Below are 23,644 nucleotides of genomic sequence, written 5' to 3' on the forward strand. Positions count from 1 at the left end.
GCGCCGCGCTGGCCGCCTCGGCGAAGAACCGGCACGAGCACCAACTGGTCATCGAGACCATCAGGGCCGCCCTGGAACCGCTGTGCGACGAGCTGTCGATCGCGGCCGAACCGCAGCTGAGCAGCACCGCCGCGGTCTGGCATCTGTGCACGCCGATCGGTGGCCGGTTGCGTGAAACATCAACGACCGCAATCGATCTGGCGCTGGCTCTGCATCCCACCCCGGCGGTCGGCGGGGTGCCGACCAAGGCCGCGATGCGGCTGATCGCCGAACTTGAGGGCGACCGCGGGTTCTACGCTGGTGCGGTGGGCTGGTGTGATTCCCGCGGCGACGGCCGCTGGGTGGTGTCGCTGCGTTGCGCGCAGCTGTCGGCCGACCGGCGCGTCGCGCTGGCCCGGGCCGGTGGCGGTATCGTCGCCGAGTCCGACCCCGACGACGAAGTCGCCGAGACGACAACGAAATTCGGCACGATCCTGCACGCCCTGGGAGTCGAGCGATGAGCCCAGACATCCGGCGCGCGTCGCAGCAGGACGCGGCCGCCATCACCGAAATGATCTACGCGCTGGCCGAATTCGAGCACGCCGTCGATCAGTGCACGGTGACCGAATCACAAATTGCGGCAGCGCTTTTCGGTGACCGCCCAACGGTGTACGGGCACGTGGCCGAGGTGGAAGGCCAGATCGCGGCGATGGCGCTGTGGTTCGTCAACTTCTCCACGTGGGACGGGGTGGCGGGCATCTACCTGGAAGACCTGTTCGTGCGGCCACAGTTCCGCAGGCGCGGGCTGGCCCGCGCCCTGCTGGCCGCGCTGGCCGCCGAATGCGTGCAGCGGGGCTACACGCGGCTGTCCTGGGCGGTGCTGAACTGGAACGCCGACGCCATCACGCTCTACGACGGGATCGGCGGGCAGCCGCAGAACGAATGGACGACCTACCGGCTGTCCGGGGCGTCGTTGGCGCGACTGGCGGAATCGCCCTGAGCGCCGGCGGCCCAGCGCACGGCCGCGGGGCTGAACAGCAATCCCAGCACGATCAGCGCCGCGCTCCCCGCCGGAATCCCGAAGCCCGGCCGGTGTGATCCGACGGCGAGGTACCAGGCCACCGGCAACAGCAGCAGCTGGGTGATCACGGCCAGCCCGCGACCCCAGCGCCTGCCGCGGACAAGCGCGCGCCCCGCGGCGATCACGGCGGCACCGACCAGGACGAACCAGCCCGCCGTCGCCAGGCCGTTGACCACCTGCTGATCGGCTCCGGCGATCCCGCGAACCACCAACACCACCGCCACGATCAGCGCCGCAACCCCCTGCAGCACAACGATCAGGCCCGCGCGGCGAACGGCGGTCGGGGTGGCTGGCGGCGTCACAGCGTCAGCGTAGTCAGGGCGGCCGCCCGTTCCCCCACAGCGGGGCCTTAGGCGGCCCGCCTAAGCTCGTGCTTCATGCGGGCCGTGCTGATCGTCAATCCCACCGCAACTTCCACCACTCCGGCCGCGCGCGATCTGCTGGCCCACGCGCTCAAGAGCCGCCTGCAGCTCAGCGTCGAGCACACCAACCATCGCGGTCACGGCACCGAACTCGCGCAAAAGGCCGTGGCCGACGGTGCCGACCTGGTGGTCGTGCACGGCGGCGACGGCACCGTGAGCGGGGTGGTCAACGGCCTGCTGGGCCCGCCCGGGCCGCTACCCAGCGGCCCGGTGCCCGCGGTCGCCGTGGTTCCCGGCGGGTCGGCCAACGTGCTGGCGCGGTCCCTGGGCATCTCCACGGATCCTGTCGCGGCCACCAACCAGCTGATCCAGCTGCTCGACGACTACCAGCGGCGCGCGATCTGGCGGCGGATCGGCCTGATCGACTGCGGCGAGCGCTGGGCGGTGTTCAACACCGGCATGGGCGTCGACGCCGAGGTGGTGGCCGCGGTCGAGGCCGAGCGGAACAAGGGCGGCAAAGTTTCGGCGTGGCGCTACATCCGCGCCGCGGTGCCCGCCGTCTGGGCCTACACCCGCCGCGAACCGATGCTGACGCTCGAACTTCCCGGCCGCGAACCCATCACCGGGGTGAGCTTCGCCTTCGTGTCGAACTCGAGCCCGTGGACGTTCGCCAACGAACGGCCGGTGTGGACCAACCCCGGCTGCAGCTTCGAGTCGGGCCTGGGGGTGTTCGCCCCTACCACCATGAAGCCGATCCCGACCCTGCGAATCGTGCGGCAGATGTTCGCCAAACGGCCCACATTCAACTTCAAGCACCTCATCACCGAGGACGACCTGCCGAGCGTGCGAGTTACCTCGACCGGCGGCGCCGTCGCGTGCCAGTTCGACGGCGATTACCTCGGCGCGCGCGAAACCATGACGTTCAAAGCCGTCCCGGACGCGCTGGCGGTGGTCGCCCCTCCGCAACAGAAACGGCACTGACCTGCGGTAATGCAACGTAGCGACCCGGATGTGGGGAAAATTACCGGTCAAGTAGCCCGTGCAGTGTAGTACAACGGAGTAAGAGCTTGGCTACGAGTTGATCAAAGTGAGATAGCCCACGAGCGAACTCACACTATTGACATCTGTTGAGCCTGTGAAACGATCAAAAGGTTGCATGCAGAAATTTACGCAGGAGTCCGGACTCCTTTTCTTCTGCACGCGTTAACAGCCGAAGAAAATGGCCGTGCGCCTTGCTGCGCACTCAGTGAGGAGTAAAGACGTATGGATTGGCGCCACAAGGCGGTCTGTCGCGACGAAGACCCGGAGCTGTTCTTCCCGGTAGGGAACAGCGGCCCGGCGCTCGCGCAGATCGCTGACGCGAAACTGGTCTGTAATCGGTGCCCGGTGACCACAGAGTGCCTCGGTTGGGCCCTGAACACGGGCCAGGACTCGGGCGTCTGGGGCGGCATGAGCGAAGACGAGCGGCGCGCACTGAAGCGTCGCAACGCCCGGACCAAGGCCCGCAGCGGGGTATAACCCAGATAACGCAAACAGTGCGGCCTCGACGAAAGTCGGGGCCGCACCTTTGCGTGCGGGTGCGCCGCGCGCCTACAACATCAACCGGGTGCGCCGGCCGATCGGCACCCGCAGCACCACATCGGTGCCACGGGCAGGCGCTTGACGCATGCCCAGGGTGCCGTCCAGCTCGGCCGACACCAGGGTCCGCACGATCTGCAGCCCCAGGCTGTCGGAGGTCTCCAGGCTGAATCCCTCCGGCAGCCCGCGACCGTCGTCGTGCACCACCACGTCGAGCCAGCGCGCCGAGCGCTCGGCGCGAATCGTCACCGAGCCCTCCTCGACCGCCGGGTCAAAGGCGTGTTCGATCGCGTTCTGCACGAGTTCGGTGATCACCATGATCAGCGCGGTGGCCCGGTCGGAGTCCAGCACGCCCAGGTCGCCGACCCGGTTGATGCGGATCGGTCGGTCCACGGACGCAACGTCGTTCATGATCGGCAGGATCCGGTCGATCACCTCGTCGAGGTTGACCTGCTCGTCCACCGACATCGACAGCGCATCGTGCACCAACGCGATCGACGACACCCGGCGCACCGACTCGATCAGGGCCTCCCGCCCCTCGGCGTTGACCGTCCGGCGGGCCTGCAGACGCAACAGCGCCGCCACGGTCTGCAGGTTGTTCTTCACCCGGTGGTGGATTTCCCGGATGGTGGCGTCCTTGGAGATCAGGGCCCGGTCGCGGCGCTTGACCTCGGTGACGTCGCGGATCAGCACCGCCGCGCCGGCGCTGGCCCCGTCGACCATCAACGGCAGCGTGCGCAGCAGCACGGTGGCTCCACCGGCGTCGACCTCCATGCGCATGCTGCGCCCGCCGGCGACCAGATCGCGCACGTGCTCGGCCACCTCCTGCGCCTCGAACGGGTCGGAGATCAGCGGGCGGGTGACCTCGATGAGGTTGTGCCCCTCGAGCTCGGTCGTCAGGCCCATCCGGTGATACGCCGACAGCGCGTTGGGGCTGGCGTATGCGACGACGCCGTGCACGTCGAGGCGGATGAAGCCGTCGCCGGCCCGCGGGGTCGAGCGCGACATCACCACGTCCCCGACGTCGGGGAACGTCCCCTCGGCGAGCATCTGGACCAGATCGGTCGCACACTCCCGGTAGGCGATCTCCAGCTGACCCGACGCACGGTCGGCGGCCAGCGCGGTCTGATGGTGGGTCAGCACCGCCACCACCTTGCCGCCGTAGCGCACCGGCGACGCCTCGACATGGGTGCCGGGCAGCCACGAATCTTCTTGTCCCGCAGCGCCATTGCGCTTCGCGGTGCCCGACGCGAACGTCTCGGCCACCAGCGCCAGCCGGTCGGAGCCCACGGCGGTGCCCACCGCATCCGTCAGTAGCGCCGTGGGTGCGGTGTTCGGCCGGCACTGCGCCACACACACCAGCACGCCGTCGTCGCGCCGCACCCACATCAGGTAGTCGGCGAAGGAAAGGTCTGCCAGCAGCTGCCACTCACCGACCACGGCGTGCAGATGGTCCACCGCGTTGCCCGGCAGCATGGTGTGTTCGGCGAGCAGATCACCGAGAGTTGACATTGCTTACTCCCCGGGTCGTTCCCCGGCGGCTGATCGAAGGGGCCGGACGGCTAGCTGATGACCGCGATGAGGTCGCCCGCCTGGATGACGTCGCCCACCGACACGCTGACCTTGCTGACGGTGCCGCCGACCTCGGCGAGGACCGGAATCTCCATCTTCATCGACTCCAGCAGCACCACGACGTCGCCTTTGCCGATCTGGTCACCCTCGTTGACAACGACTTCGAGCACGCTGGCCACGATCTCGGCGCGCACATCCTCCGCCATCTTCACCCCACTCGTCTCGGCCTTTTGCGCAGGCTGGCTGCTGGTTCATCACGGTTCTCTCGGGCCCATCAGGCTCGGATACATCGAACCACAGGACCGGTCGGGACCGCGGCACACGGCCCCCGTCAGGCCCCGACGAGGGCGAAGACACTGCACAGGAGGTCTCGTGAGAGAATGGTCGGCAAGCCAACGGGCGCCGGGCGCCTGGTTTGACAAGCAATCTTGGACAAGCAATCACGGAGGTTTTCGATCATGGCCAAACGTGGCCGGAAGAAGCGCGACCGCAAGCACAGCAAGGCCAACCACGGCAAGCGGCCCAACTCCTAAAGGGACGCTACTGCGAACCCCGGATGATCGTGGTGCGGCGGATCTCGAGCCGTAACCGCTCGCGCAATCCCTCGGGCGCCTTCTCGCCCCTGCACTTGGTGGCGATCAACGCCTTGATCCGCTCTTCGAGCCCGTAGTGCTTGAAGCAGCCGGGGCACGCCTCGAGGTGCTTGCGTAACTGCTCGCGGGTGTCGGGGCCGCATTCACCGTCGAGCAGCAGCCAGACTTGGCGGATCACCTCGGCACAGCCGACGCTGCCGTGGGACTCGTCGTTGGGGCAGGCGTCGGGCGAAGCACCGCCCTGGCCGGAGAACTCGCTCATGACGACACCTCCTCGTGCGTCTGCTGACCGCGGTTGAAGCCCCGCTCCTTGGCGACGTCGGCCAACAGGCCGCGCAGCTGCCGTCGGCCGCGGTGCAGCCGTGACATTACCGTTCCAATGGGCGTATCCATGATCTCGGCGATTTCCTTGTAGGGGAAACCTTCGACGTCGGCGTAATAGACCGCCATCCGGAATTCCTCCGGCAATGCCGCCAGCGCCTCTTTGATCTCCGAGTCCGGCAGCGCCTCGAGGGCCTCGACCTCGGCCGAGCGCAGCCCGGTCGACGAGTGCTCGGCGTTGGAGGCCAGCTGCCAGTCGGTGATCTCCTCGGTCGGATACTCCGCGGGCTGGCGCTGCTTTTTGCGGTAGCTGTTGATATAGGTATTGGTCAAGATCCGGTACAGCCACGCCTTGAGATTGGTGCCGGCCCGAAACGAGCGGAAGCCCGCATAGGCCTTCACCATGGTCTCTTGCAGCAGGTCCTCGGCGTCGGCGGGGTTGCGCGTCATGCGCAGCGCGCCGCCGTACAGCTGGTCGAGCAGGGGAATCGCGTCGCGTTCGAATCGCGCCGTTAATTCCGCGTCCGTCTCTTCGTGCGCTACGGGCTCGGGAATCTCGGGCCCAGTCACGCCATCGCGGCCATCGTCAGAGTCGGCCATGTCGATAAACCCGGTCCCTTCTGCGGCGGTGTCACCGGAGGCCGCCGAAGGCGCCACCGGACTCGCAAGGAAGCCAGCCAACAGCTCCTCGCCTAACAGGCTCGTCGCCGTTGACACCACGCTGCTCCTCCCAATCTAAAGGCTGACCCCGACACCGTCCGTCCGGGTCCGCTGCACGCATGTGAGACCGATTGGATCAACAGCGTGCGCGACCCCGCTATTTCCGCAGCGCGATCGGGCCGGGTGACGGTGCCGGCCGACCCGATCGGACCCCGATCCGGCCGATTCGGGCGTGGCGTTAGTGTGACGCCATGTCCCTGAATGGCAAGACCATGTTCATCTCCGGCGCCAGCCGCGGTATCGGCCTGGCCATCGCCAAGCGTGCGGCGCAGGACGGTGCCAATATCGCGCTGATCGCCAAGACCGCCGAGCCGCACCCGAAGCTGCCGGGAACGGTGTTCACCGCGGCCAAGGAGCTCGAGGAAGCCGGCGGGCAGGCCCTGCCAATCGTCGGGGACGTCCGCGACCCGGAGTCGGTGGAGGCGGCCGTGGCCAAGACCGTCGAGCAGTTCGGCGGCATCGACATCTGCGTCAACAACGCGTCGGCGATCAACCTGGGATCCATCACCGAGGTGCCGATGAAGCGATTCGACCTGATGAACGGCATCCAGGTGCGCGGCACCTACGCCGTTTCCCAGGCGTGTATCCCCCACCTGAAAGGCCGGGAGAACCCGCACATCCTGACGCTGTCGCCGCCGGTGCTGCTGGGCCAGGAGTGGCTGAAGCCAACGGCTTACATGATGGCCAAGTTCGGTATGACGCTGTGCGCGTTGGGCATCGCGCAGGAGATGCGTGAGGAGGGCATCGCCTCGAACACGCTGTGGCCGCGCACGCTGGTGGCCACCGCCGCGGTGCAGAACCTGCTGGGCGGCGACGAGGCGATGGGACGCGCCCGCAAGCCCGAGATCTACTCCGACGCGGCCTACGTCATCCTCAACAAGCCGTCCAAGGAGTTCACCGGCAACATGCTGTTGTGCGAGGACGTGCTGGTGGATTCCGGCGTCACCGACCTGTCCGTCTACGACTGCATCCCTGGCTCGAAGCTGGGCGTCGACTTCTGGGTGGACGGCGTCAACCCGCCGGGATACACGGGGCCCTAGCAGCCCTGGGACATTACGGTGGCCGCCACACCGGGCATCGCCGCTTTGGTGAAAGCCGGTGTGCCGCACCAGCTTTTGACCTTCGATCACGATCCGCGTCAGCAATCGTTCGGCGCCGAGGCGGTCAGCGCGCTCACCGCGGCGGCCGGAATCGAACCCGGACAGATCTACAAGACCCTCGTCATCACGGTGCCGAACGGATTGGCGGTCGCGATCGTGCCGGCGACCGCGCGCCTGTCGCTGAAGGCGGCCGCCGCGGCGCTGGGGGTCGCCAAGGCGGCCATGGCCGAGGCGGCGGTCGCCGAGCGGAGCACCGGTTACGTCGTCGGTGCGGTCTCGCCGTTCGGCCAGCGCCGGCGGCTGCCGGCGGTCGTGGACTCCAGCGCGCTGCGCTGGGAGCGGGTGTTCTGCAGTGCCGGCCGTCGGGGCTGGGAGGTCGCGGTGGCGCCGCAGGACCTGATCCGCCTCACCGGCGCGGTCACCGCCGACATCAGCCGAACGTGACGACGACCTTGTCCGCGGCCCCCGGGGTGTGCGCCAGTTCGAGCGCCTCGCCGACGTTGTCGAACGGGATGGTGTGGCTGACGATCACCGCATATTTCTCCCAGTTCGCGACGAGATCCTTGGTCACCTCGAAGATCTCGTCGGGATAGCCCATGGAGCCGAGGATGGTGATCTCGTTGCTCATCACGTTGACGAACTCGACGGGTACCGGTTCCTTGTGCACGCCAACGATTCCCAGCTTCGCGCCCCGCTGGGCGGCGGCCAGCGCGGTGTTGACGACGGCGGGCACACCGGCGGCGTCGAGGTAGATGTCGGTGCCGGCCTTGCCGGCGAACTTGCTCTCACCCTCGCCGTGCAGTTCGATCAGGCGCGCCACCACGTCCTCGTCGGCGGAGTTGATGACGGCGTCGGCGCCGATCTGCAGCGCCTTGTCCAGCCGCCCGGGGATCAGGTCGGCGACGACGACGTGGTTGACGCCAAGGGATTTGAAGGCCAGCACGGCACCCAGCCCGATGGGCCCGGCCCCGAACACGACGACCTTGTCCGTCGGTTTGGGCCGGCAGCGGTTGGCGCCGTGGCGCGCGACGGCCATGGGTTCGTTGAGCGCGGCCACCTCCCACGGGACGTGATCCGGGATCACCTCGAGACTCGTTCCGCGAACGGCGTTTTCGATCAACAGGTAGTCGGCGAGCGCCCCGCTGGCTCCGCCGTTGCCGATGATGCCGCTCGGCGCGGCCATCGGGTTGATGACGACGTGGTCGCCGACGGAGAGCCCACTCACCTGGGCGCCGACCTCGACGATCTCCCCGGCCGGCTCGTGCCCGAGCGGGGTGTGCCCCTGGCGCGGCGGGATGCCGCCGATGGTGATGTAGAACGCGTCCGACCCGCAGATGCCGCAGGCGCGCATCCGCACCAGGACGTCGCGGGGCCCGACGGTGGGCCGTTCGGTGTCGAGGACCTCCGCTTTGCCCGGTCCGGTGACCACGGATGCTTTCACGGGGTGCCCTCCAGCTCGATGTCGAAGGTGTCGAGATACTCGGCGAAGACCGGCGCCAGCGCTTCGACGCTCAGCCCGTACTCGTCGAGGCGATAGGCGTTGAGCGCGAACCGATCCTGCGGGTGCGCGGCGAGCCAATTGCGCATGCGGGCTTCGGTTTCGGCGGTCAGGGGTTCGTCGGCCCACTCGTAGATGCGCCGCATCACGTCCATCGGGTCGCGCATCATCTCGTGGTAGTACATGTGGAAGAACCGCTCGTCGCCGATGCGGTCGCGCGCCCGCAGCGGGCGGTCGACGTGGTAGCGCATCTGCCACATCGCGAGCCGGCCCATCTCGGTCTGGTCCAGCAGCTCGGTGTTCATCACCAGGCTCTGCGGGAGCCGCCACAGGTTGCACAGCGACCCGGTCGCCTTGTACGGATCGCGGTGCGCCCAGATCAGCCGGGCGTCGGGAAACACCTTCAGCAGCGCCTCGATGTGCACCGAGTGCGACGGCATCTTCAGGCTCCAGTTGCCCGGCGCGGTGGACTGCAGCACCTGCAGGTAGCGCTTCTGGTACTCGTAGGTGCTGCTCATGTCGGCCTCGTCGAACAGCCAGCGCGCGTAGCGGCCCGTCGGCAGGAACGAGTCCCAGGACAGGCCCTTGAAATCCTGGTTGTGGATGAACATGTCCTCGGTGGGACCGTCGGCGTCTTCCCAGTGCGGCAGCGGCATTTTCGCCTGCGTCACCATCTCGAGGATCTTGCGCTGCTCCTCCAGCAGGGCCAGGCAGCGCGGATCGGTGCGCAGCGTGTCGGTGCCGGCGGGCGGGATGGGATCCACGCACTGCCAATGCAACAGCGATCGCCGGCCCGGGTCCTGGTCGAGCAGGTAGCTGATGACCGTGGTTCCGGTGCGCGGCATGCCGAGCACGATCAGGGGCCGATCGACGGGCGCGTCCAGCACTTCGCGGTGCGCCTGAATGTAGCCGTGCACCTGCATGCGCCGCCCCAGCGCGTTGGTGGCGTCGTCGAGCACCCGTTCGCGCCCGAACGGGGTGAACACCGGCGAGGTGTTGACCTCGTCGAGGATCAGCTGCAATCCCGCACGCCATGAGTCCGAGTCGATTTCGGTGAGGCCGGTGCGCCCCGCCGCCAGTTTGAAGATGTCGTCGGCGGTCGTGAGGTTGTCGAAGTCGCTCATGGCTTTAGACCGTCAGGTATCCGCCGTCGACGGCGATGGTGCTGCCGGTGATGTACGAGGCGGCATCGGTACACAGGAACAGCGCCGCACCCGCGCAGTCCCGGGGCGTGCCGGGCCTGCCCAGCGGGGTGTGGAAACCGATCTCGACGTCCATCACCTCGGGAATTCCCATGGCGGGGTGGGTCATCCGGGTGTCGATGAGCCCGGGCGCGATGGCGTTGACCCGGATGCCGTCATTGGCCCACCGACGCGACAGGTTCATCGTCAGGGCGATCAGGCCCATCTTCGACGAGGCGTAGCCCGGGACGAAGACCGCGGAGCGGAACGCCGACATCGAGACGACGCTGACGACGCTCGCGCCGCCGGGGGCCTGGCTGGACTTGAGGCGCTCATAACAGCGCATGGTCAGCCGCATCGGGCCCAGCATGTTCTGCGTCACCGACGCGACGTACCCGTCCGGATCGTATTCGTCGCCCGCGGGGTAGGGGCCGCCCGCGTTGTTGACCAGGATGTCCAGCTCGCCCAGCGAATCAGCCAGCGCATCAACGGATTCCGGATCCTGGATCTGGCATTGACGGTAGGTGAATGCGCTCAGCTCCGTCTCGGGATAGTCCGCGGGCGATCCGCGGGTCCCGGTCACCGTGACGGCGGCCCCGGCGTCGGCGAACGCGGCGGCGATCGCGTTACCGATGCCGCTGGTGCCGCCGGTCACCAGCACGTGGGCGCCGGTGAAATCGAAGTTGACGGTGTTCATTCGGTCGTCCTCAATTCGTTGATCGACTTGGTGAGCCAGGCCTTTTCCCAGAAGTTGTCGGCGCCGGCCAGCAGCGCCTCGTGGGCGTCGGCGGCCGCCGCGCGCGCACCGGCATGCAGCGGCTGGGCGGCCAGGATCAGGTCGGTGAGGTGGATGGCCTGCACCGGCCGGCCGGCGGTCAGGTGAGCGCGCGCCGCGTCCACGAGCACGTCGGCGCCGGCGGCGCTGACCACGTCGGCGGCCACCGAATCCGATGGCACGCCATATAGTTCGGTGGTCGAGCGGTGCCGGAACCATCCGGTGTACATCTCCCAGATCGCCCGCACGTTCCAGGAGGTCTTGCCGTAGCCCTCGCCGATGTCGAGTTGTTCGGGCACCTTGACATCGCGCATCGCGGTGTGAATGTCGGCGCCGGAGTTCATCAGCTCGGCGGTGCGGTCGTGCACGGCCTGCATCCCGTCCCGCATCGCGGTGACCTCCTCGGCGATGCGATCGGCGCCCTCGATGGGGGCGAAGTGGCCGGTGATCAGCCGCCGCGGCCCGTAGTCCAGCACGGTGTTCAGCGATTCGATGTAGAGGATCGGGTCGCGGTACCGGTCGCCGCGGATGGTCATCAGGTTTGGGACGTGCCCGAACAGCGGCCCGAACAGGTTGCCGGTGAACAGGATTCGATCCTCGGGCAGCCACACCACCAGCGCGTCGGTGGTCTCGCCGCCGGGCGTCCATGCTAGTTCGAAAGTGCGGCCGCCGACCGTGAGGGTGTGGCGCTGGTCGAAGGTCGTGGTCGGCTCGGGAAACGAGAAGTCGATGGTGGCGGGGTCGATGGTCTTGAAGTGCTCGAGCACCGCGTCGGAGAATTTTCCGAAGGCGAACGACGTTTTGGGCACGCGGTAGCCCATCAGCAGCGTGTTGTCGTCGCGCCAGTACCGGTAGTTGCGATGCATCACCACTTGGGTGTCCGCGTCGCGCAGCGTGTTCACCCCGCCCCAGTGGTCGGCGTGGCCCTGGGTGACGACGATCGCCCGGGTCGGGCCTACCACGTCGGCAAAAGCCTTGCGGTGCAACGGTCCTTCGAACACCAGCCCGCTGTTGACGATGACCCGTCCGTCGTCGGTGGCCACCGCATACGAATTGGAGACGCCCGGCGACATCCAGACGCCGTCGCCCAGGGCCTGCGCGGGAGTGTCCGTCGCTGCCGAAAGGTCGCTCGCCCCGGGCCGCTCGCGATGTATCCCTGCCATGACTGGCGATCCTCTACAGTTCTAGAGGTAAAGTCAATATCCTCGTCTCGGGAAGGGGCGCTCATGGCACTGCGCGGACTGGCCGACAAGGTGGCGGTCGTCGTCGGCGGCGCCACCGGCCTCGGTGCGGCCACGGCCGCCCGGCTGGGCGAGGAGGGTTGTCGGGTGATGATCGGTGACGTCGCCGTTGACGCCGCGCAGCGCACGGCCGCGCGCATCACCGCCGCCGGCGGGGCGGCGACCCCCGTGGCGTTCGACCTGGCCGACCCGGCATCGGTCGCCGCCCTGATCCATTCCGCGGCAACGACTTACGGCGGGGTGGACCTGCTGTTCAACGTCGGCGCCGATATGGGCACCATCCGCGCCGACACCGACGTCGTCGACATCGACTTCGCCGTGTGGGACAGGGTGATGGCGGTGAGCCTGCGCGGGTATGTGGCGGCCATGAAATACGCGATCCCGGAAATGCTCAAACGCGGCGGCGGGGCGATCGTCAACATGTCCTCGGCGGCGGCGTTCCAGGGCGAGCCCGCACGCCCGGCCTACGCAACCGCGAAGGCCGGGATCGGCGCGCTCACCCGCCACGTCGCCTCGCGGTGGGGCAAGGACAACATCCGGTGCAACGCGGTCGCGCCCGGGTTCACCGCAACCGAGACCATCCGTGCGGTGCCGCAATGGCCGGACCTGCAGGCCGCCGCGCTCAAGCGCATCCGCGGCCCTCGCGTCGGCGAGCCGGGCGACGTCGCCGCGCTGGTCGCGTTCCTGCTGTCCGACGAGGGTGAATGGGTCAACGGTCAGGTCGTCAACATCGACGGCGGCACGGTGCTGCGCTGAGGATGGAGATGGCCACCGACAGATCGCGCAGACGCAACGGCGACGAACGCCGTCGCGTCCTGTGCGATGCCGCCATCCGGGTGCTGGCCGAGCACGGCTCGCGCGGGCTGACGCACGGTCAGGTCGACCGCGTCGCCGGCGTCCCCGAGGGCACCACGTCGTATTACTACCGCACCCGCGCCGCCCTGCTGCGCGGCGTCGGCAAGCGCGTCGCGGAGATCGATGTGGCCAACCTGCAGTCGGTGATCGACGAGCCGGTCGATCCGCTGTCGCCGTTCGCTCACTTGGCGCGGCTCACCATGATTCAGGCCAGCGGGGACGGCTTGATGCTCAACCGGGCGCGCCACGAACTGCTGCTCGGGGCCGCCCGCGATCCCGGTCTGGCCGAGACGTCGCAGGTGTTCGTCGCGCGGATCAACGCCATGGCCCACGACGCCATCGCCCACCTGCAGCCCGACACCCGCGACCCGGCGCTGCTCGACGCGCAGACCACCGCCGTCACCACATTCATCGCCGGTGTCTTCACCCGGCTGGCCGCCGGCGACCGCAACGTCGGGGACGCCGAGCAACTCGGCCGGCTGCTGGAGGCCGTGGCCACCGCGGTGGCGCTCGCGGCCCAGCGAAGTTGAGTTCCGGCGAAAACCACTCCCCGGTCCGTCGATTCCGCATACCGTTGCCCGATGGACATCAAGCGATTTGCCGCCGCGACTCTGCTGGCGATGGCCGGGCTGCTGACGATCGGTGTGGGCGTCAGCGGCGCCGACACGATCCAGACCGAGGGCAACTACCCGACGCGGGAGGCGTGCCAGAACGCCGGCCCAGGCGTGAAGGCCACCACCCCGGGCAGCTGGAACAACTTCTGGTGCATTCCGGACCGTAACGTCAACGGCAACTGGAAGTTGGTGCTCAGCAACTAAATTCGGCACCATTGCGGACACCAGTCCTGACACCAATGCCCACACCATATCGGATACTGGAAACGCATATCGAAATCACTTGAGCCACTTGTGTTTCAGTAGCCTCTAGCCGCCGATTTTTGTCGGTGGGTGCGGTTAGTTTCGGGGTGTGAGTGATCAGCTGGATGTCGAGGCGGTGTTCGACGCGCTCGATGCCGCCTGGGATCGGGTGTGCGCGCTGAACATCGACGCCCTGAACCCGCGCCAACAGTTGGCGGTGTTGGCGCGCTGCGAAAAGCAGCGCCGGCGCATCCCGGCCGTCGAGCATCCCGTGATCAATTCCCTGGCCCGCCAAGCCCCCTCGCTCGAACTCGGCGGCACGGTGATCCACGCCATCGCCGAGGCGGCCCTGATCAGCCGCGCCGAAGCCGCCCGCCGCCTCAACGAGGCACGCGACCTGGGCCCACGCCACGGCCTGACCGGCGAACCCATCCCACCCACCCTGGCCGCCACCGCCGCCGGACAACGCCGGGGCGAGCTGGGTGCGGGTCAGGTGGCGGTGATCCGCACGTTCTACCACCAGCTGCCCGGCTGGATAGACATGCCCATCCGCGAACAGGCCGAAGCGCGGTTGGTCACAGAAGGCAGCCGGTTTCGCCCCGAACAACTCGCCGGGCTGGCCAGCACCCTGGCCGACTGCCTCAACCCCGACGGCACCTACACCGACCAGGACCGGGCGCGGGCACGCGGCCTGACCCTGGGCAACCAGCAACCCGATGGCATGTCGGCGCTGCGCGGCTGGCTCACCCCCGAAGCCCGCGCCACCCTGGAAGCAGTGCTGGCCAAACTCGCCGCCCCCGGCATGTGCAACCCCGACGACGACACCCCGTGTGTGGACGGCGCACCCACCCAAGAGGCCATCAAGCGCGATCCGCGCTCGGCCGCCCAACGCAACCACGATGCATTGAAGGCGGCGTTGAGAGGATTACTCGCCTCCGGGAACCTGGGGCAGCACAACGGATTACCGGCCTCCATCATCGTCACCACCACACTGGCCGACCTCGAAGCCGCCGCCGGGCGCGGCCTGACCGGCGGCGGCACCCTCCTCCCGATGTCGGATGTCATCCGCCTGGCCCGCCACGCCCACCACTATCTCGCGATCTTCGACAAAGCCAAGGCCCTGGCGCTCTATCACACCAAACGCCTCGCCTCACCCGGTCAGCGAATCGTGTTATACGCCAAGGACCGCGGCTGCAGCAGCCCCGGCTGCACCGTGGGCGGCTACTACTGCGAAGTCCACCACGTCACCGACTACAGCACCTGCCACACCACCGACGGCAACGACCTCACCTTCGCCTGCGGCCCCCATCACCGCCTGCTACGCCCCGGCGGCTGGATGACCCGCAAAAACACCCGAGGCGACACCCAATGGATCCCACCCCCACACCTCGACACCGGCCAACCCCGCACCAACACCTTCCACCACCCCGAAAAGCTCCTGCGAAACGAGGATGAGGACGACGGGTGGCAACCCGGCTGGGGTACCTGAACTCCGGTAATCAGCCTTCTGAGAAATCGGGCACTGTGATCGCGCCGTCTTCGGCTAGCGCGAAACCCGGGTTGTAGGCGACCTCCCACGCGTGACCATCGAGATCGCGGAACGCGCCCGCATACCCGCCATAGAACGTGTCGCCAGCAGCACGTGTGATCGTCGCTCCGGCATCTTCTGCCGCGGCGAGGATCTCGTCCACTTCGGTACGTGACCGCACGTTGTGTGCCAAGCGACACCACCGAAACCGTCATCGCCTCGGTCGGCGATTCCGAGATCGGCCGAAAGCTTGTCGCGCGCCCACAGGCTCACCGCGAGACCGCCGGCCTGAAAGAAGACCGTTTCCTGCACTTCTTGACCGCGCCAGCCGAGGCGTTCATAGAAGCGGTGGGCGCGATCCAGATCGGCAACGCCGAGGGTGATCACACTCAGCCGTTGCTCCATGCTCACGCGGCCAGCGTCGCGCGGGTGCACACGGTGACGTAGGGCAGCGCCAGGCCGGTCGAATTCGCCAGTGCCGGATGGGTGGCCAGCAATTCACGCACCTGATCGAGCGTCCTGGTGCGGACCTCGGTCGGCGAGGTAATGCAATAGCTGCGCGACGCGACGAGATCGATCAGCGCTTGCGGTGTAAGGTAACTCGTCCACTCCACCTGATGATGCGCGAGATCGGTGAACGGCTCCGGCAGCGTCACCCGGGTGCGGCCGTCGCCGTCGCTGCCGATGATCTGGCCCAGTTCGCGCACCCAGCCGAGGCGTTCGTCGCGGGTGTTCCACACCAGACCCAGCCGCCCGCCGGGCCGCAGCACCCGGGCCACCTCGGGCACCGCGCGCTCGGGATCCACCCAGTGCCAGGCCTGCGCCACCAGCACCACGTCAACGCTGTTGTCCTCCAACGGAATCTCTTCCGCGGTGCCCAGCAGCGCCCGCGTCTCCGGCAGCGAGGTGCGCAACACCTCGAGCATGTCCGGGATCGGGTCGACGGCCACCACGTCCAGCCCGCGCTCCACCAGCCGGGTGGTCAGCTTTCCGGTGCCGGCACCCAGGTCGAGCACCTGGCGCGCTCCGACCGGCAGCAGCCAGTCGATCGCTTCCGGGGGATAGGAGGGGCGCCCACGCTCGTAGGCCGCGGCCGCCGAGCCGAACGAGAGGGAGCGGTCGTGCCGCGAGCGCGTCACGGTTGCGACGTGCCTTCCCCGTCGCCCGCCAACACCAGTGTTTGACGGATCAATTCGCCGACGGCGTCGGATTCCACCAGGAAGCCGTCGTGCCCTAACAGCGAGTCCACCACCCGCAGGCCGGCGCAGCCGGGCAGCTGCTCGGCCAGCTCCTGCTGCAGGCGCAGCGGGTACAGCCGGTCGGAGGTGATGCCGCCGACCACCACCGGAACCGGGCAGCTAGACAACGCATTACGCACGCCGCCGCGGTTGCGGCCGACGTCGTGACTGTTCAACACCTCCGTCAGCACCACGTAGCTGCCCGCGTCGAAGCGCTCCACCAGCTTGTCGCCCTGATACTCCAGGTAACTCTGCATTGCGTAGCGGCCGCCGTTGTTCGGATCCTCGCCGTCCTGCCCCTGGTTGCCGAACCGGGAGTCCAGTTCGGCCTCACCGCGATAGGTCAGGTGCGCGAAGCGGCGGGCGATCGCCAGCCCGGCGTCGGGCGCGAGGCCGGTGTCGTGGTAGTCACCGCCCTGCCAGTTCGGGTCGGCCTTGATCGCCGCGATCTGGGTGGTCTGGGTGCCGATCTGATCGGCGGTGGCCCGCGCCCCCACCGCCAAAAGCAGACCGGCCCGTACCCGGTCCGGATAACCGACGATCCACTCCAAAGCCCTTGCACCACCCAAAGATCCGCCGACCACCGCGGCGACCCGTTCGATCCCCAACCCGGCCAGCGCTGCGATATCAGCCTCGACCTGGTCGCGGACCGTGATGCGGGGAAACCTTGAGCCCCAAGGCTTTCCGTCCCGAGCCCGGGAGCTGGGTCCCGTGGAGCCGCGGCAACCACCCAGCACGTTGGTGGCCAGCGCGCACCAGCGGTTGGTGTCGATAGGCGCGCCCGGCCCGACCATCCCGTCCCACCAGCCGCCGGTGGGGTGTCCGGGTCCGGCGGGCCCGGTGATGTGCGAGTCGCCGGTCAGCGCGTGCAGAACCACCACCACGTTGTCGCGCGTCGGCGACAACTCGCCCCAGCGCTGGACGGCGATGTGCACGTCGTCGATGACCGCGCCGCCCTCGGTGGTCAACGAGCCGATGTCGACGAAGCCGATTTCGCCTTCTTCGGGCAGCGTCTGGGTCGGGACCCCGGAGATCGCCATCGCCGGGCTCCTTAGAACGCCGCCACGGCTTGCGGGTCGGTGCCCGAGGCCCCCGCGCTCACACCGAATTTGGCTGCCGCGGCGAAGCCGAGCTCGAGGTCGGCCAGGATGTCGTCGATGCCCTCGATGCCGACGGCCAGCCGCACCAGGCCGGGGCTGACCCCGGTGCTCAGCTGCTCCTGCGGGCTCAGCTGGGCATGCGTGGTGGACGCCGGGTGGATCACCAGCGAGCGCACGTCGCCGATGTTGGCGACGTGGCTGTGCAGCTTCAGCGCGTTCACGAATGCCTTGCCGGCCTCGACGCCGCCGGCCAGCTCGAAGGCCAGCACCGCGCCGGTTCCCTTGGGCGCCAACTTCTTTGCCCGCTCGTGCCAGGGCGAGCTGGGCAGGCCCGCGTAGTTCACCGACAGCACGCCGTCGTGGCCGGCCAGGTACTCGGCCACCCGCTGCGCGTTGGCGACGTGGCGCTCCATGCGCAGGCTCAGCGTCTCGATGCCCTGGGCGACCAGGAACGCGTTGAACGGCGACGCGGCCGACCCGAGGTCGCGCAGCAGCTGCACGCGCGCCTTGAGCGCGAAGGCCGGCGGACCGAGCTCGGCGAACACCACGCCGTGGTAGCTGGGGTCGGGGGTGGTGAATCCCGGGAAGCGGCCCTGCGTCCAGTCGAAGGTGCCGCCGTCGACGATGACCCCGGCGATCGCCGAGCCGTGGCCGCCGAGGTACTTGGTGGCCGAGTGCACGACGATGTCGGCGCCGTGGGAGAACGGCTGGATCAGGTACGGCGTGGCGATGGTGTTGTCGACGATCAGCGGGACGCCGTTGCCGTGCGCGACCCCGGCGACACCGGGGATGTCGAGGATGTCGATCTGCGGGTTGGAGATCGTCTCGGCGAAGAACGCCTTGGTATTCGGCCGGACCGCGGCCTGCCACGAATCCAGGTCGTCGGGATCCTCGACGAAGGTGACCTCGATGCCGAGCTTGGCCAGCGAGTAGTGCAGCAGGTTGTACGTCCCGCCGTACAGTCGCGGGCTCGACACGATGTGATCTCCGGCACTCGCCAGGTTCAATATGGCGAAAGTCTCAGCGGCCTGCCCGGAGCTCAGAAACAGCGCCGCCACCCCGCCCTCGAGCGCGGCGATGCGCTGCTCGACGACGTCGGTGGTCGGGTTGCCGATCCGGGTGTAGATGTTGCCCGGCACTTCCAGCCCGAACAGGGCGGCGGCGTGCGTGGTGTCGTCGAAGGTGTACGACGTGGTCTGGTAGATCGGCAGGGCACGGGCGTTGGTGGCTGGGTCCGGCTGCTGGCCGGCGTGCACCTGCTTGGTCTCGAACGACCAGTGCGCGGTCGGGTCGGTGTCGTGATCGGCGTTGTCGGAGGTCACGGGATCGCTTTCTGCTGGTAGGGAATCTGCATCGGGCGGCCGGGACGCGAGGATGAGGCGTCAACCGGCGGCGCGGATTAGCAGCGACGCACGATCGGGCGTGATTGGGTCAGGAGAATGCACATCACGTTTCCCTGTCTACTCAGGGGCCCGTCATGGCGGACCCGCGCTTGCCGGATAGCCGGTGTGTGTGGCTACTCAACCTGGTCATCACCCGGGGCACCCCACCGCGGTTGGAGGGTTGCCGGCCAGCAAGCCGGGGCTTGATGCTGGCGCTCATGACCAATACGAAGACTATCTTACTGTGCCGACTCAGTGCTAACCGCTGCGGTGCGCGTGCAGGTCGACACCTGTCCAAACACCCTTGATAACGTGGCAGTCAGAACGCTGAGCCCCCAAAATTTCCAACCCATCATCGACGCCGGGAGAGGGATCGTGAGCGCCGAACAGCCGACCGTCATCTACACACTGACCGACGAAGCGCCGCTGCTGGCGACTTATGCGTTCCTGCCAATCGTGCGCGCCTTCGCCGAGCCGGCCGGCATCCAGATCAAGACCAGTGACATCTCGGTGGCCGCCCGCATTCTGGCCGAGTTCCCCGAGCAATTGAGCGAAGAACAGCGGGTGCCGGACAACCTGGGCGAACTGGGCCGGCTGACCGAGCTGCCCGACACCAACATCATCAAGCTGCCGAACATCAGCGCCTCGGTTCCCCAGCTGATCGCTGCGGTCAAGGAGCTGCAGGGCAAGGGATACAAGATTCCGGACTTTCCGCAGAGCCCAAAGACGGACGAGGACAAGGAAATTCGCGCCCGCTACGCCAAATGCCTTGGCAGCGCGGTGAACCCGGTACTGCGGCAGGGCAACTCGGACCGGCGTGCGCCCAAGGCGGTCAAGGAGTACGCCCGCAAGCACCCGCACAGCATGGGGGACTGGTCACCGGCCTCGCGCACGCACGTCGCGACCATGCGGCACGGCGACTTCTATCACGGTGAGAAGTCGATGACGCTGGACCGCGCGCGCAACGTGAAGATGGTGCTGGAGACCAAGGGCGGACAGACCCTGGAGCTCAAGGGAAAGGTCGAGCTGCGCGACGGCGACGTCATCGACTCCATGTTCATGAGCAAGAAGGCCCTCGTCGAGTTCTACGAGGAGCAGATGCAGGACGCCTACGAAACCGGCGTGATGTTCTCGCTGCACGTCAAGGCGACGATGATGAAGGTGTCGCACCCGATCGTCTTCGGTCACGCGGTGAAGGTCTTCTACAAGGACGCCTTCGCCAAGCATCAGGAGCTCTTCGACGAGCTCGGTGTCGACGTCAACAACGGCCTGAGCGATCTGTACAGCAAGATCGAGTCGCTGCCCGCGTCGCTGCACGAGGAGATCATCCGCGACCTGCACGCCTGCCACGAGCACCGCCCCGAGCTGGCCATGGTGGATTCGGCCAAGGGCATCACCAACTTTCACTCGCCCAGCGACGTGATCGTGGATGCCTCGATGCCGGCGATGATCCGCGCTGGCGGCAAGATGTGGGGCGCCGACGGGCGGCAGAAGGACACCAAGGCGGTCAACCCCGAATCCACGTTCTCCCGCATCTACCAAGAGATCATCAACTTCTGCAAAACCCATGGGCAGTTCGATCCGACGACGATGGGCACGGTTCCCAACGTCGGGCTGATGGCGCAGCAGGCCGAGGAGTACGGCTCGCACGACAAGACTTTCGAAATTCCCGAAGACGGTGTCGCCAACATCGTCGACCTCGGCAGCGGGGAAGTGCTGCTGACCCAGAACGTGGAGGAGGGCGACATCTGGCGGATGCCCATCGTCACCGATGAGGCGATCCGCGACTGGGTCAAGCTGGCCGTCACCCGGGCGCGTAACTCCGGCATGACGGTGGTGTTCTGGCTCGACACCGAGCGGCCGCACGAGGTCGAACTGCGCAAGAAGGTCAAGGCGTACCTGAAGGAGCACGACACCGAGGGCCTGGAGATCCAGATCATGCCGCAGGTGTGGGCGATGCGCTACACGATCGAGCGCGCGATGCGGGGGCAGGACACCATCGCCGCGACCGGAAACATCCTGCGCGACTACCTCACCGACCTGTTCCCGATCCTGGAGCTGGGCACCAGCGCCAAGATGCTGTCCATCGTGCCGTTGATGGCCGGCGGCGGCATGTATGAGACCGGGGCGGGCGGTTCGGCGCCCAAGCACGTCCACCAGCTGGTGGAGGAGAACCACCTGCGGTGGGATTCGCTGGGCGAATTCCTGGCTCTGGGAGCATGTTTCGAAGACATCGGCATCAAGACGGACAACGAGCGCGCCAAGATACTCGGCAAGACGCTGGATGCCGCGATCGGCAAGTTGCTGGAGAACAACAAGAGCCCGTCGCGCAAGACCGGTGAGCTCGACAACCGCGGCAGCCAGTTCTACCTGGCGCTGTACTGGGCGGCCGAACTGGCGAAGTCCGACGACGAGGAGTTGCGCCAGCACTTCGCCCCGCTGGCCGACTCGCTGGCCGAGAACGAAGAGACCATCGTGTCCGAACTGGCCGAGGCGCAGGGCGAGACGGTTGATATCGGCGGCTACTACTATCCGGACAGCGAGAAGACGACGGCAATCATGCGGCCCAGCAAGACATTCAACGAGGCGCTAGCGGCTTCAACCGGCTAGGGCCGCAAGCAGGAAGCCGGACTCGACATGGCAGGCGAAGCCAAGATCAAGGTCAAAGGCCGCGTCGTAGAGCTCGACGGTGACGAAATGACCCGCGTCATCTGGAAGTTCATCAAGGACCTGCTGATCCTGCCGCACCTCGACATCGACCTGGACTACTACGACCTGGGCATCGAGCATCGCGACCGCACCGACGACCAGGTGACGATCGACGCGGCCTACGCCATCAAGAAGCACGGCGTGGGCGTCAAGTGCGCGACCATCACCCCCGACGAGGCCCGCGTCCAGGAGTTCAACCTGAAGAAGATGTGGCTTTCGCCGAACGGGACGATCCGGAACATCTTGGGCGGCACCATCTTCCGTGAGCCCATCGTGATCTCGAACGTGCCGCGGCTGGTGCCGGGCTGGACCAAGCCGATCGTCATCGGCCGCCACGCGTTCGGCGACCAGTACCGGTCGACCAACTTCAAGGTCGACAAACCCGGAACCGTCGCAATCACTTTCACCCCCGCCGACGGCGGCGAACCGATGGTGCACGAGGTGGTGTCCATCCCCGAAGACGGCGGCGTCGTGATGGGGATGTACAACTTCAAGGACTCCATCCGCGATTTCGCCCGCGCCTCGTTGAAATACGGGCTGAACGCCAAGTGGCCGGTGTACCTGTCCACCAAGAACACCATCCTCAAGGCCTACGACGGCATGTTCAAAGACGAGTTTCAGCGCGTCTACGACGAGGAGTTCAAGGACGACTTCGAGGCCGAGGGTCTGACCTACGAGCACCGGTTGATCGACGACATGGTCGCGGCCTGCCTGAAGTGGGAGGGCGGCTACGTGTGGGCCTGCAAGAACTACGATGGCGACGTCCAGTCGGACCTCGTGGCTCAGGGTTACGGCTCACTGGGGCTGATGACGTCGGTGCTGATGACCGCGGACGGCAAGACGGTCGAGGCCGAGGCCGCGCACGGCACCGTCACCCGGCACTTCCGCCAGTACCAGGCCGGCAAGCCGACCTCGACCAACCCGATCGCCTCGATCTTCGCCTGGACACGCGGACTGGCGCACCGCGGCAAGCTGGACGACACCCCCGAGGTGACCGATTTCGCGCAAACGTGTGAGAATGTGGTGGTCGCCACGGTCGAGAGCGGGAAGATGACCAAGGACCTGGCCGTTCTGATCGGCCCCGACCAGAAGTGGCAGCGCAGCGAGGAATTCCTCAACTCGATCGCCGAGAACCTGGAAAAGCGGCTGGCTAGCTAGCCGGTGGCCGGTGCCGGTCGGTCTGACGGCTTGCGGCGCACTCGTCGACGAAGTCGGCGATGACCGCGGTGACCCGGTCGGGCGCCTCGAACATCGGCACGTGCCCGACACCCTCGAGCTCGGTGATCCTCGTTCCCTTGGGCAGGTAGGTGGTGAAGTGCCGGTTGAACCTGCTCGCGGGCACCACCCGGTCCTTCTCGCACAGCACCAGCTGGACGGGCACCGCGGTGTCGGCCAACTGCAGCAGGCCGGGATCCAGCAGCGACTTGACCAGCAGCTGGAAGTACGCGGGGCAGTGCGCGGCATCGTCGACCACGACGGAGAGTTGCTCGGAGCTGATGCCGTCCGGTCTGGCCGTGAGCGGCAGGGTCGCCAACCGTCGGCTGAGCGGCAACCGGAGCACCCGCTCCCCGAACAGCCGCGCCAAGGCCAGCGCGGGCATGCCCGCGATGAACTTGCTGATGACCTCGAACTTCACCGGGCTCCACCGCGTCCATCCGCCCGCGGCGCCGATGCCGGTGACGCTGCGCGCGCGCCCGCGCCGCTCCAGCTCGAAGGCGACCCAGCCGCCCAGCGAGTTGCCGACCAGGTGGGCGGTCTCCCAGCCCAGCTGGTCGAGCTGGCGCTCGACGTGGTCGGCCAGCACCGACGAGCTCAGCAACCAGGTGCCGGCGTATGGCCCGCCGTTATGCCCGGCCATGGTCGGCGCGAACACCTCGAAGCGGCCCCCAAAACGGTCGCTGTCGGCCAGCCGCGGCGCGACCGGTTCCCAGACAATCTGCGACATCAGGAACCCGTGCAGCATCAGGACCGGCT

Annotated in this window: 28 protein-coding genes and 1 riboswitch; of the genes, 14 read left to right on the forward strand and 14 right to left on the reverse strand. The window is 67.5% G+C overall.

Annotated features, from left to right (window positions below; all coding sequences use genetic code 11):
- On the forward strand, nt 1-500 hold a 500-nt coding region (locus DQP58_RS12535; RefSeq protein WP_205869413.1), incomplete at its 5' end, for a chorismate-binding protein.
- Entirely contained in the window at nt 497-979 is a 483-nt protein-coding gene (locus tag DQP58_RS12540; protein ID WP_112708698.1) for a GNAT family N-acetyltransferase, read from the forward strand. The genes DQP58_RS12535 and DQP58_RS12540, both read left to right, overlap by 4 nt.
- Here DQP58_RS12540 and DQP58_RS12545 read toward each other — a convergent pair.
- On the reverse strand, nt 931-1,362 hold the full coding sequence (locus DQP58_RS12545; protein WP_112708699.1) for a hypothetical protein: 432 nt from the start codon (nt 1,360-1,362) through the stop codon (nt 931-933). The two genes, DQP58_RS12540 and DQP58_RS12545, sit on opposite strands and share 49 nt — an antisense overlap.
- A gap of 75 nt (nt 1,363-1,437) precedes the next feature.
- On the opposite strand from DQP58_RS12545, the gene DQP58_RS12550 reads away from it, so the two are divergent.
- Together DQP58_RS12550 and whiB1 are read left to right on the forward strand one after the other, a co-directional pair.
- Nucleotides 1,438-2,403 (forward strand): diacylglycerol/lipid kinase family protein, encoded by a 966-nt coding sequence (locus DQP58_RS12550; protein ID WP_112708700.1) that lies wholly within the window; start codon nt 1,438-1,440, stop codon nt 2,401-2,403.
- A gap of 282 nt (nt 2,404-2,685) precedes the next feature.
- Nucleotides 2,686-2,940, forward strand: a complete 255-nt coding sequence (gene whiB1 / locus DQP58_RS12555) for a transcriptional regulator WhiB1 (RefSeq protein WP_003874607.1) — start codon at nt 2,686-2,688, stop codon at nt 2,938-2,940.
- A gap of 72 nt (nt 2,941-3,012) precedes the next feature.
- Here the strand turns inward: whiB1 and DQP58_RS12560 are convergent, their stop codons facing one another.
- The gene (locus DQP58_RS12560) at nt 3,013-4,512 is read right to left on the reverse strand and encodes a sensor histidine kinase (RefSeq protein WP_112708701.1); all 1,500 of its coding nucleotides are present in this window, start codon (nt 4,510-4,512) and stop codon (nt 3,013-3,015) included.
- Between the two features lie 50 nt (nt 4,513-4,562).
- Complete coding sequence (locus DQP58_RS12565; protein ID WP_066867974.1) at nt 4,563-4,778, reverse strand: biotin/lipoyl-binding carrier protein; 216 nt, start codon at nt 4,776-4,778, stop codon at nt 4,563-4,565.
- 252 nt (nt 4,779-5,030) lie between these two features.
- On the opposite strand from DQP58_RS12565, the gene DQP58_RS27620 reads away from it, so the two are divergent.
- A complete protein-coding gene (locus DQP58_RS27620; RefSeq protein WP_085976515.1) occupies nt 5,031-5,105 on the forward strand; it encodes a 50S ribosomal protein bL37 in 75 nt (24 codons plus the stop codon).
- Between the two features lie 7 nt (nt 5,106-5,112).
- On the opposite strand, the gene rsrA is transcribed toward DQP58_RS27620, so the two are convergent.
- The gene (rsrA, locus tag DQP58_RS12575) at nt 5,113-5,427 is read right to left on the reverse strand and encodes a mycothiol system anti-sigma-R factor (RefSeq protein WP_066867915.1); all 315 of its coding nucleotides are present in this window, start codon (nt 5,425-5,427) and stop codon (nt 5,113-5,115) included.
- Nucleotides 5,424-6,086 (reverse strand): sigma-70 family RNA polymerase sigma factor, encoded by a 663-nt coding sequence (locus DQP58_RS12580; RefSeq protein WP_112708702.1) that lies wholly within the window; start codon nt 6,084-6,086, stop codon nt 5,424-5,426. Before DQP58_RS12580 ends, rsrA begins: the two co-directional genes overlap by 4 nt.
- A 311-nt stretch (nt 6,087-6,397) precedes the next feature.
- Between DQP58_RS12580 and DQP58_RS12585 the strand changes: the two genes are divergently transcribed.
- Both DQP58_RS12585 and DQP58_RS12590 read left to right on the forward strand, forming a co-directional pair.
- Nucleotides 6,398-7,246 (forward strand): SDR family oxidoreductase, encoded by an 849-nt coding sequence (locus DQP58_RS12585; protein WP_112708703.1) that lies wholly within the window; start codon nt 6,398-6,400, stop codon nt 7,244-7,246.
- 18 nt (nt 7,247-7,264) lie between these two features.
- On the forward strand, nt 7,265-7,750 hold the full coding sequence (locus tag DQP58_RS12590; RefSeq protein WP_430915966.1) for a YbaK/EbsC family protein: 486 nt from the start codon (nt 7,265-7,267) through the stop codon (nt 7,748-7,750).
- Here the strand turns inward: DQP58_RS12590 and DQP58_RS12595 are convergent.
- Genes DQP58_RS12595 through DQP58_RS12610 form a run of 4 tightly spaced genes read right to left on the reverse strand, consistent with a single transcriptional unit; the run spans nt 7,737 to nt 11,923 of the window.
- On the reverse strand, nt 7,737-8,747 hold the full coding sequence (locus DQP58_RS12595) for a zinc-dependent alcohol dehydrogenase (RefSeq protein ID WP_112708705.1): 1,011 nt from the start codon (nt 8,745-8,747) through the stop codon (nt 7,737-7,739). The genes DQP58_RS12590 and DQP58_RS12595 overlap by 14 nt on opposite strands.
- Nucleotides 8,744-9,928, reverse strand: coding sequence for a sulfotransferase family protein (locus DQP58_RS12600; RefSeq protein ID WP_112708706.1), 1,185 nt, complete (start codon nt 9,926-9,928; stop codon nt 8,744-8,746). Before DQP58_RS12600 ends, DQP58_RS12595 begins: the two co-directional genes overlap by 4 nt.
- A gap of 4 nt (nt 9,929-9,932) precedes the next feature.
- Nucleotides 9,933-10,682: an SDR family NAD(P)-dependent oxidoreductase gene (locus DQP58_RS12605; protein WP_112708707.1), complete on the reverse strand. Its 750-nt coding sequence runs from the start codon at nt 10,680-10,682 to the stop codon at nt 9,933-9,935.
- Nucleotides 10,679-11,923, reverse strand: coding sequence for an alkyl sulfatase dimerization domain-containing protein (locus tag DQP58_RS12610; RefSeq protein ID WP_112708708.1), 1,245 nt, complete (start codon nt 11,921-11,923; stop codon nt 10,679-10,681). The genes DQP58_RS12605 and DQP58_RS12610 overlap by 4 nt, the downstream gene beginning before the upstream one ends.
- Nucleotides 11,924-11,986: 63 nt before the next feature.
- Here DQP58_RS12610 and DQP58_RS12615 point away from each other — a divergent pair, with 63 nt between their 5' ends.
- The 4 genes from DQP58_RS12615 (at nt 11,987) to DQP58_RS12630 (ending at nt 15,202) form a co-directional block, all read left to right on the forward strand.
- Nucleotides 11,987-12,757, forward strand: coding sequence for an SDR family NAD(P)-dependent oxidoreductase (locus tag DQP58_RS12615; RefSeq protein WP_112708709.1), 771 nt, complete (start codon nt 11,987-11,989; stop codon nt 12,755-12,757).
- 8 nt (nt 12,758-12,765) lie between these two features.
- Entirely contained in the window at nt 12,766-13,386 is a 621-nt protein-coding gene (locus tag DQP58_RS12620) for a TetR/AcrR family transcriptional regulator (RefSeq protein WP_112708739.1), read from the forward strand.
- 51 nt (nt 13,387-13,437) lie between these two features.
- On the forward strand, nt 13,438-13,674 hold the full coding sequence (locus DQP58_RS12625; RefSeq protein ID WP_112708710.1) for a hypothetical protein: 237 nt from the start codon (nt 13,438-13,440) through the stop codon (nt 13,672-13,674).
- 148 nt (nt 13,675-13,822) lie between these two features.
- Nucleotides 13,823-15,202 (forward strand): HNH endonuclease signature motif containing protein, encoded by a 1,380-nt coding sequence (locus DQP58_RS12630; protein WP_112708711.1) that lies wholly within the window; start codon nt 13,823-13,825, stop codon nt 15,200-15,202.
- 10 nt (nt 15,203-15,212) lie between these two features.
- On the opposite strand, the gene DQP58_RS27130 is transcribed toward DQP58_RS12630, so the two are convergent.
- Nucleotides 15,213-15,404 carry a VOC family protein gene (locus DQP58_RS27130; RefSeq protein WP_240629784.1) on the reverse strand — a complete coding sequence of 64 codons (192 nt, stop codon included), beginning with the start codon at nt 15,402-15,404 and terminating at the stop codon, nt 15,213-15,215.
- Between the two features lie 8 nt (nt 15,405-15,412).
- Here DQP58_RS27130 and DQP58_RS27135 point away from each other — a divergent pair, with 8 nt between their 5' ends.
- Nucleotides 15,413-15,688, forward strand: coding sequence for a hypothetical protein (locus DQP58_RS27135; protein ID WP_240629786.1), 276 nt, complete (start codon nt 15,413-15,415; stop codon nt 15,686-15,688).
- Here the strand turns inward: DQP58_RS27135 and DQP58_RS12640 are convergent.
- From DQP58_RS12640 to DQP58_RS12650, 3 genes are read right to left on the reverse strand one after another with little or no spacing between them, the layout of a single operon-like run.
- Entirely contained in the window at nt 15,649-16,380 is a 732-nt protein-coding gene (locus tag DQP58_RS12640) for a class I SAM-dependent methyltransferase (protein WP_112708712.1), read from the reverse strand. The two genes, DQP58_RS27135 and DQP58_RS12640, sit on opposite strands and share 40 nt — an antisense overlap.
- Nucleotides 16,377-17,519 carry a homoserine O-acetyltransferase MetX gene (gene metX, locus DQP58_RS12645; protein WP_112708713.1) on the reverse strand — a complete coding sequence of 381 codons (1,143 nt, stop codon included), beginning with the start codon at nt 17,517-17,519 and terminating at the stop codon, nt 16,377-16,379. The genes DQP58_RS12640 and metX overlap by 4 nt, the downstream gene beginning before the upstream one ends.
- An 11-nt stretch (nt 17,520-17,530) precedes the next feature.
- Entirely contained in the window at nt 17,531-18,901 is a 1,371-nt protein-coding gene (locus DQP58_RS12650; RefSeq protein WP_112708714.1) for a bifunctional o-acetylhomoserine/o-acetylserine sulfhydrylase, read from the reverse strand.
- Between the two features lie 161 nt (nt 18,902-19,062).
- Nucleotides 19,063-19,185: riboswitch (SAM riboswitch) on the reverse strand.
- A 151-nt stretch (nt 19,186-19,336) separates the two neighbouring features.
- Here DQP58_RS12650 and DQP58_RS12655 point away from each other — a divergent pair.
- Both DQP58_RS12655 and DQP58_RS12660 read left to right on the forward strand, forming a co-directional pair.
- Nucleotides 19,337-21,571 carry an NADP-dependent isocitrate dehydrogenase gene (locus DQP58_RS12655; RefSeq protein ID WP_112708715.1) on the forward strand — a complete coding sequence of 745 codons (2,235 nt, stop codon included), beginning with the start codon at nt 19,337-19,339 and terminating at the stop codon, nt 21,569-21,571.
- Nucleotides 21,572-21,598: 27 nt separating this feature from the next.
- Complete coding sequence (locus DQP58_RS12660) at nt 21,599-22,828, forward strand: NADP-dependent isocitrate dehydrogenase (protein ID WP_112708716.1); 1,230 nt, start codon at nt 21,599-21,601, stop codon at nt 22,826-22,828.
- Here DQP58_RS12660 and DQP58_RS12665 read toward each other — a convergent pair.
- Entirely contained in the window at nt 22,821-23,636 is an 816-nt protein-coding gene (locus DQP58_RS12665; RefSeq protein ID WP_112708740.1) for an alpha/beta fold hydrolase, read from the reverse strand. The two genes, DQP58_RS12660 and DQP58_RS12665, sit on opposite strands and share 8 nt — an antisense overlap.
- Nucleotides 23,637-23,644 lie beyond the last annotated feature (8 nt).

Origin of the sequence: Mycobacterium colombiense (assembly GCF_003284975.1) — a bacterium.
In the GTDB taxonomy this organism is placed as follows: domain Bacteria; phylum Actinomycetota; class Actinomycetes; order Mycobacteriales; family Mycobacteriaceae; genus Mycobacterium; species Mycobacterium europaeum_A.

What these genes read in the sequence shown, in the direction of transcription:
- DQP58_RS12660 (WP_112708716.1), top strand. Translation starts at nt 21,599, where the DNA reads ATGGCAGGCGAAGCCAAGATCAAGGTCAAAGGCCGCGTCGTAGAGCTC.
- DQP58_RS12625 (WP_112708710.1), top strand. Translation starts at nt 13,438, where the DNA reads ATGGACATCAAGCGATTTGCCGCCGCGACTCTGCTGGCGATGGCCGGG.
- DQP58_RS12615 (WP_112708709.1), top strand. Translation starts at nt 11,987, where the DNA reads ATGGCACTGCGCGGACTGGCCGACAAGGTGGCGGTCGTCGTCGGCGGC.
- DQP58_RS12605 (WP_112708707.1), bottom strand. Translation starts at nt 10,682, where the DNA reads ATGAACACCGTCAACTTCGATTTCACCGGCGCCCACGTGCTGGTGACC.
- DQP58_RS12550 (WP_112708700.1), top strand. Translation starts at nt 1,438, where the DNA reads ATGCGGGCCGTGCTGATCGTCAATCCCACCGCAACTTCCACCACTCCG.
- DQP58_RS12610 (WP_112708708.1), bottom strand. Translation starts at nt 11,923, where the DNA reads ATGGCAGGGATACATCGCGAGCGGCCCGGGGCGAGCGACCTTTCGGCA.
- DQP58_RS12560 (WP_112708701.1), bottom strand. Translation starts at nt 4,512, where the DNA reads ATGTCAACTCTCGGTGATCTGCTCGCCGAACACACCATGCTGCCGGGC.
- DQP58_RS12600 (WP_112708706.1), bottom strand. Translation starts at nt 9,928, where the DNA reads ATGAGCGACTTCGACAACCTCACGACCGCCGACGACATCTTCAAACTG.
- rsrA (WP_066867915.1), bottom strand. Translation starts at nt 5,427, where the DNA reads ATGAGCGAGTTCTCCGGCCAGGGCGGTGCTTCGCCCGACGCCTGCCCC.
- DQP58_RS12540 (WP_112708698.1), top strand. Translation starts at nt 497, where the DNA reads ATGAGCCCAGACATCCGGCGCGCGTCGCAGCAGGACGCGGCCGCCATC.
- metX (WP_112708713.1), bottom strand. Translation starts at nt 17,519, where the DNA reads ATGGCGATCTCCGGGGTCCCGACCCAGACGCTGCCCGAAGAAGGCGAA.
- whiB1 (WP_003874607.1), top strand. Translation starts at nt 2,686, where the DNA reads ATGGATTGGCGCCACAAGGCGGTCTGTCGCGACGAAGACCCGGAGCTG.
- DQP58_RS12580 (WP_112708702.1), bottom strand. Translation starts at nt 6,086, where the DNA reads ATGGCCGACTCTGACGATGGCCGCGATGGCGTGACTGGGCCCGAGATT.
- DQP58_RS12565 (WP_066867974.1), bottom strand. Translation starts at nt 4,778, where the DNA reads ATGGCGGAGGATGTGCGCGCCGAGATCGTGGCCAGCGTGCTCGAAGTC.
- DQP58_RS12585 (WP_112708703.1), top strand. Translation starts at nt 6,398, where the DNA reads ATGTCCCTGAATGGCAAGACCATGTTCATCTCCGGCGCCAGCCGCGGT.
- DQP58_RS12620 (WP_112708739.1), top strand. Translation starts at nt 12,766, where the DNA reads ATGGCCACCGACAGATCGCGCAGACGCAACGGCGACGAACGCCGTCGC.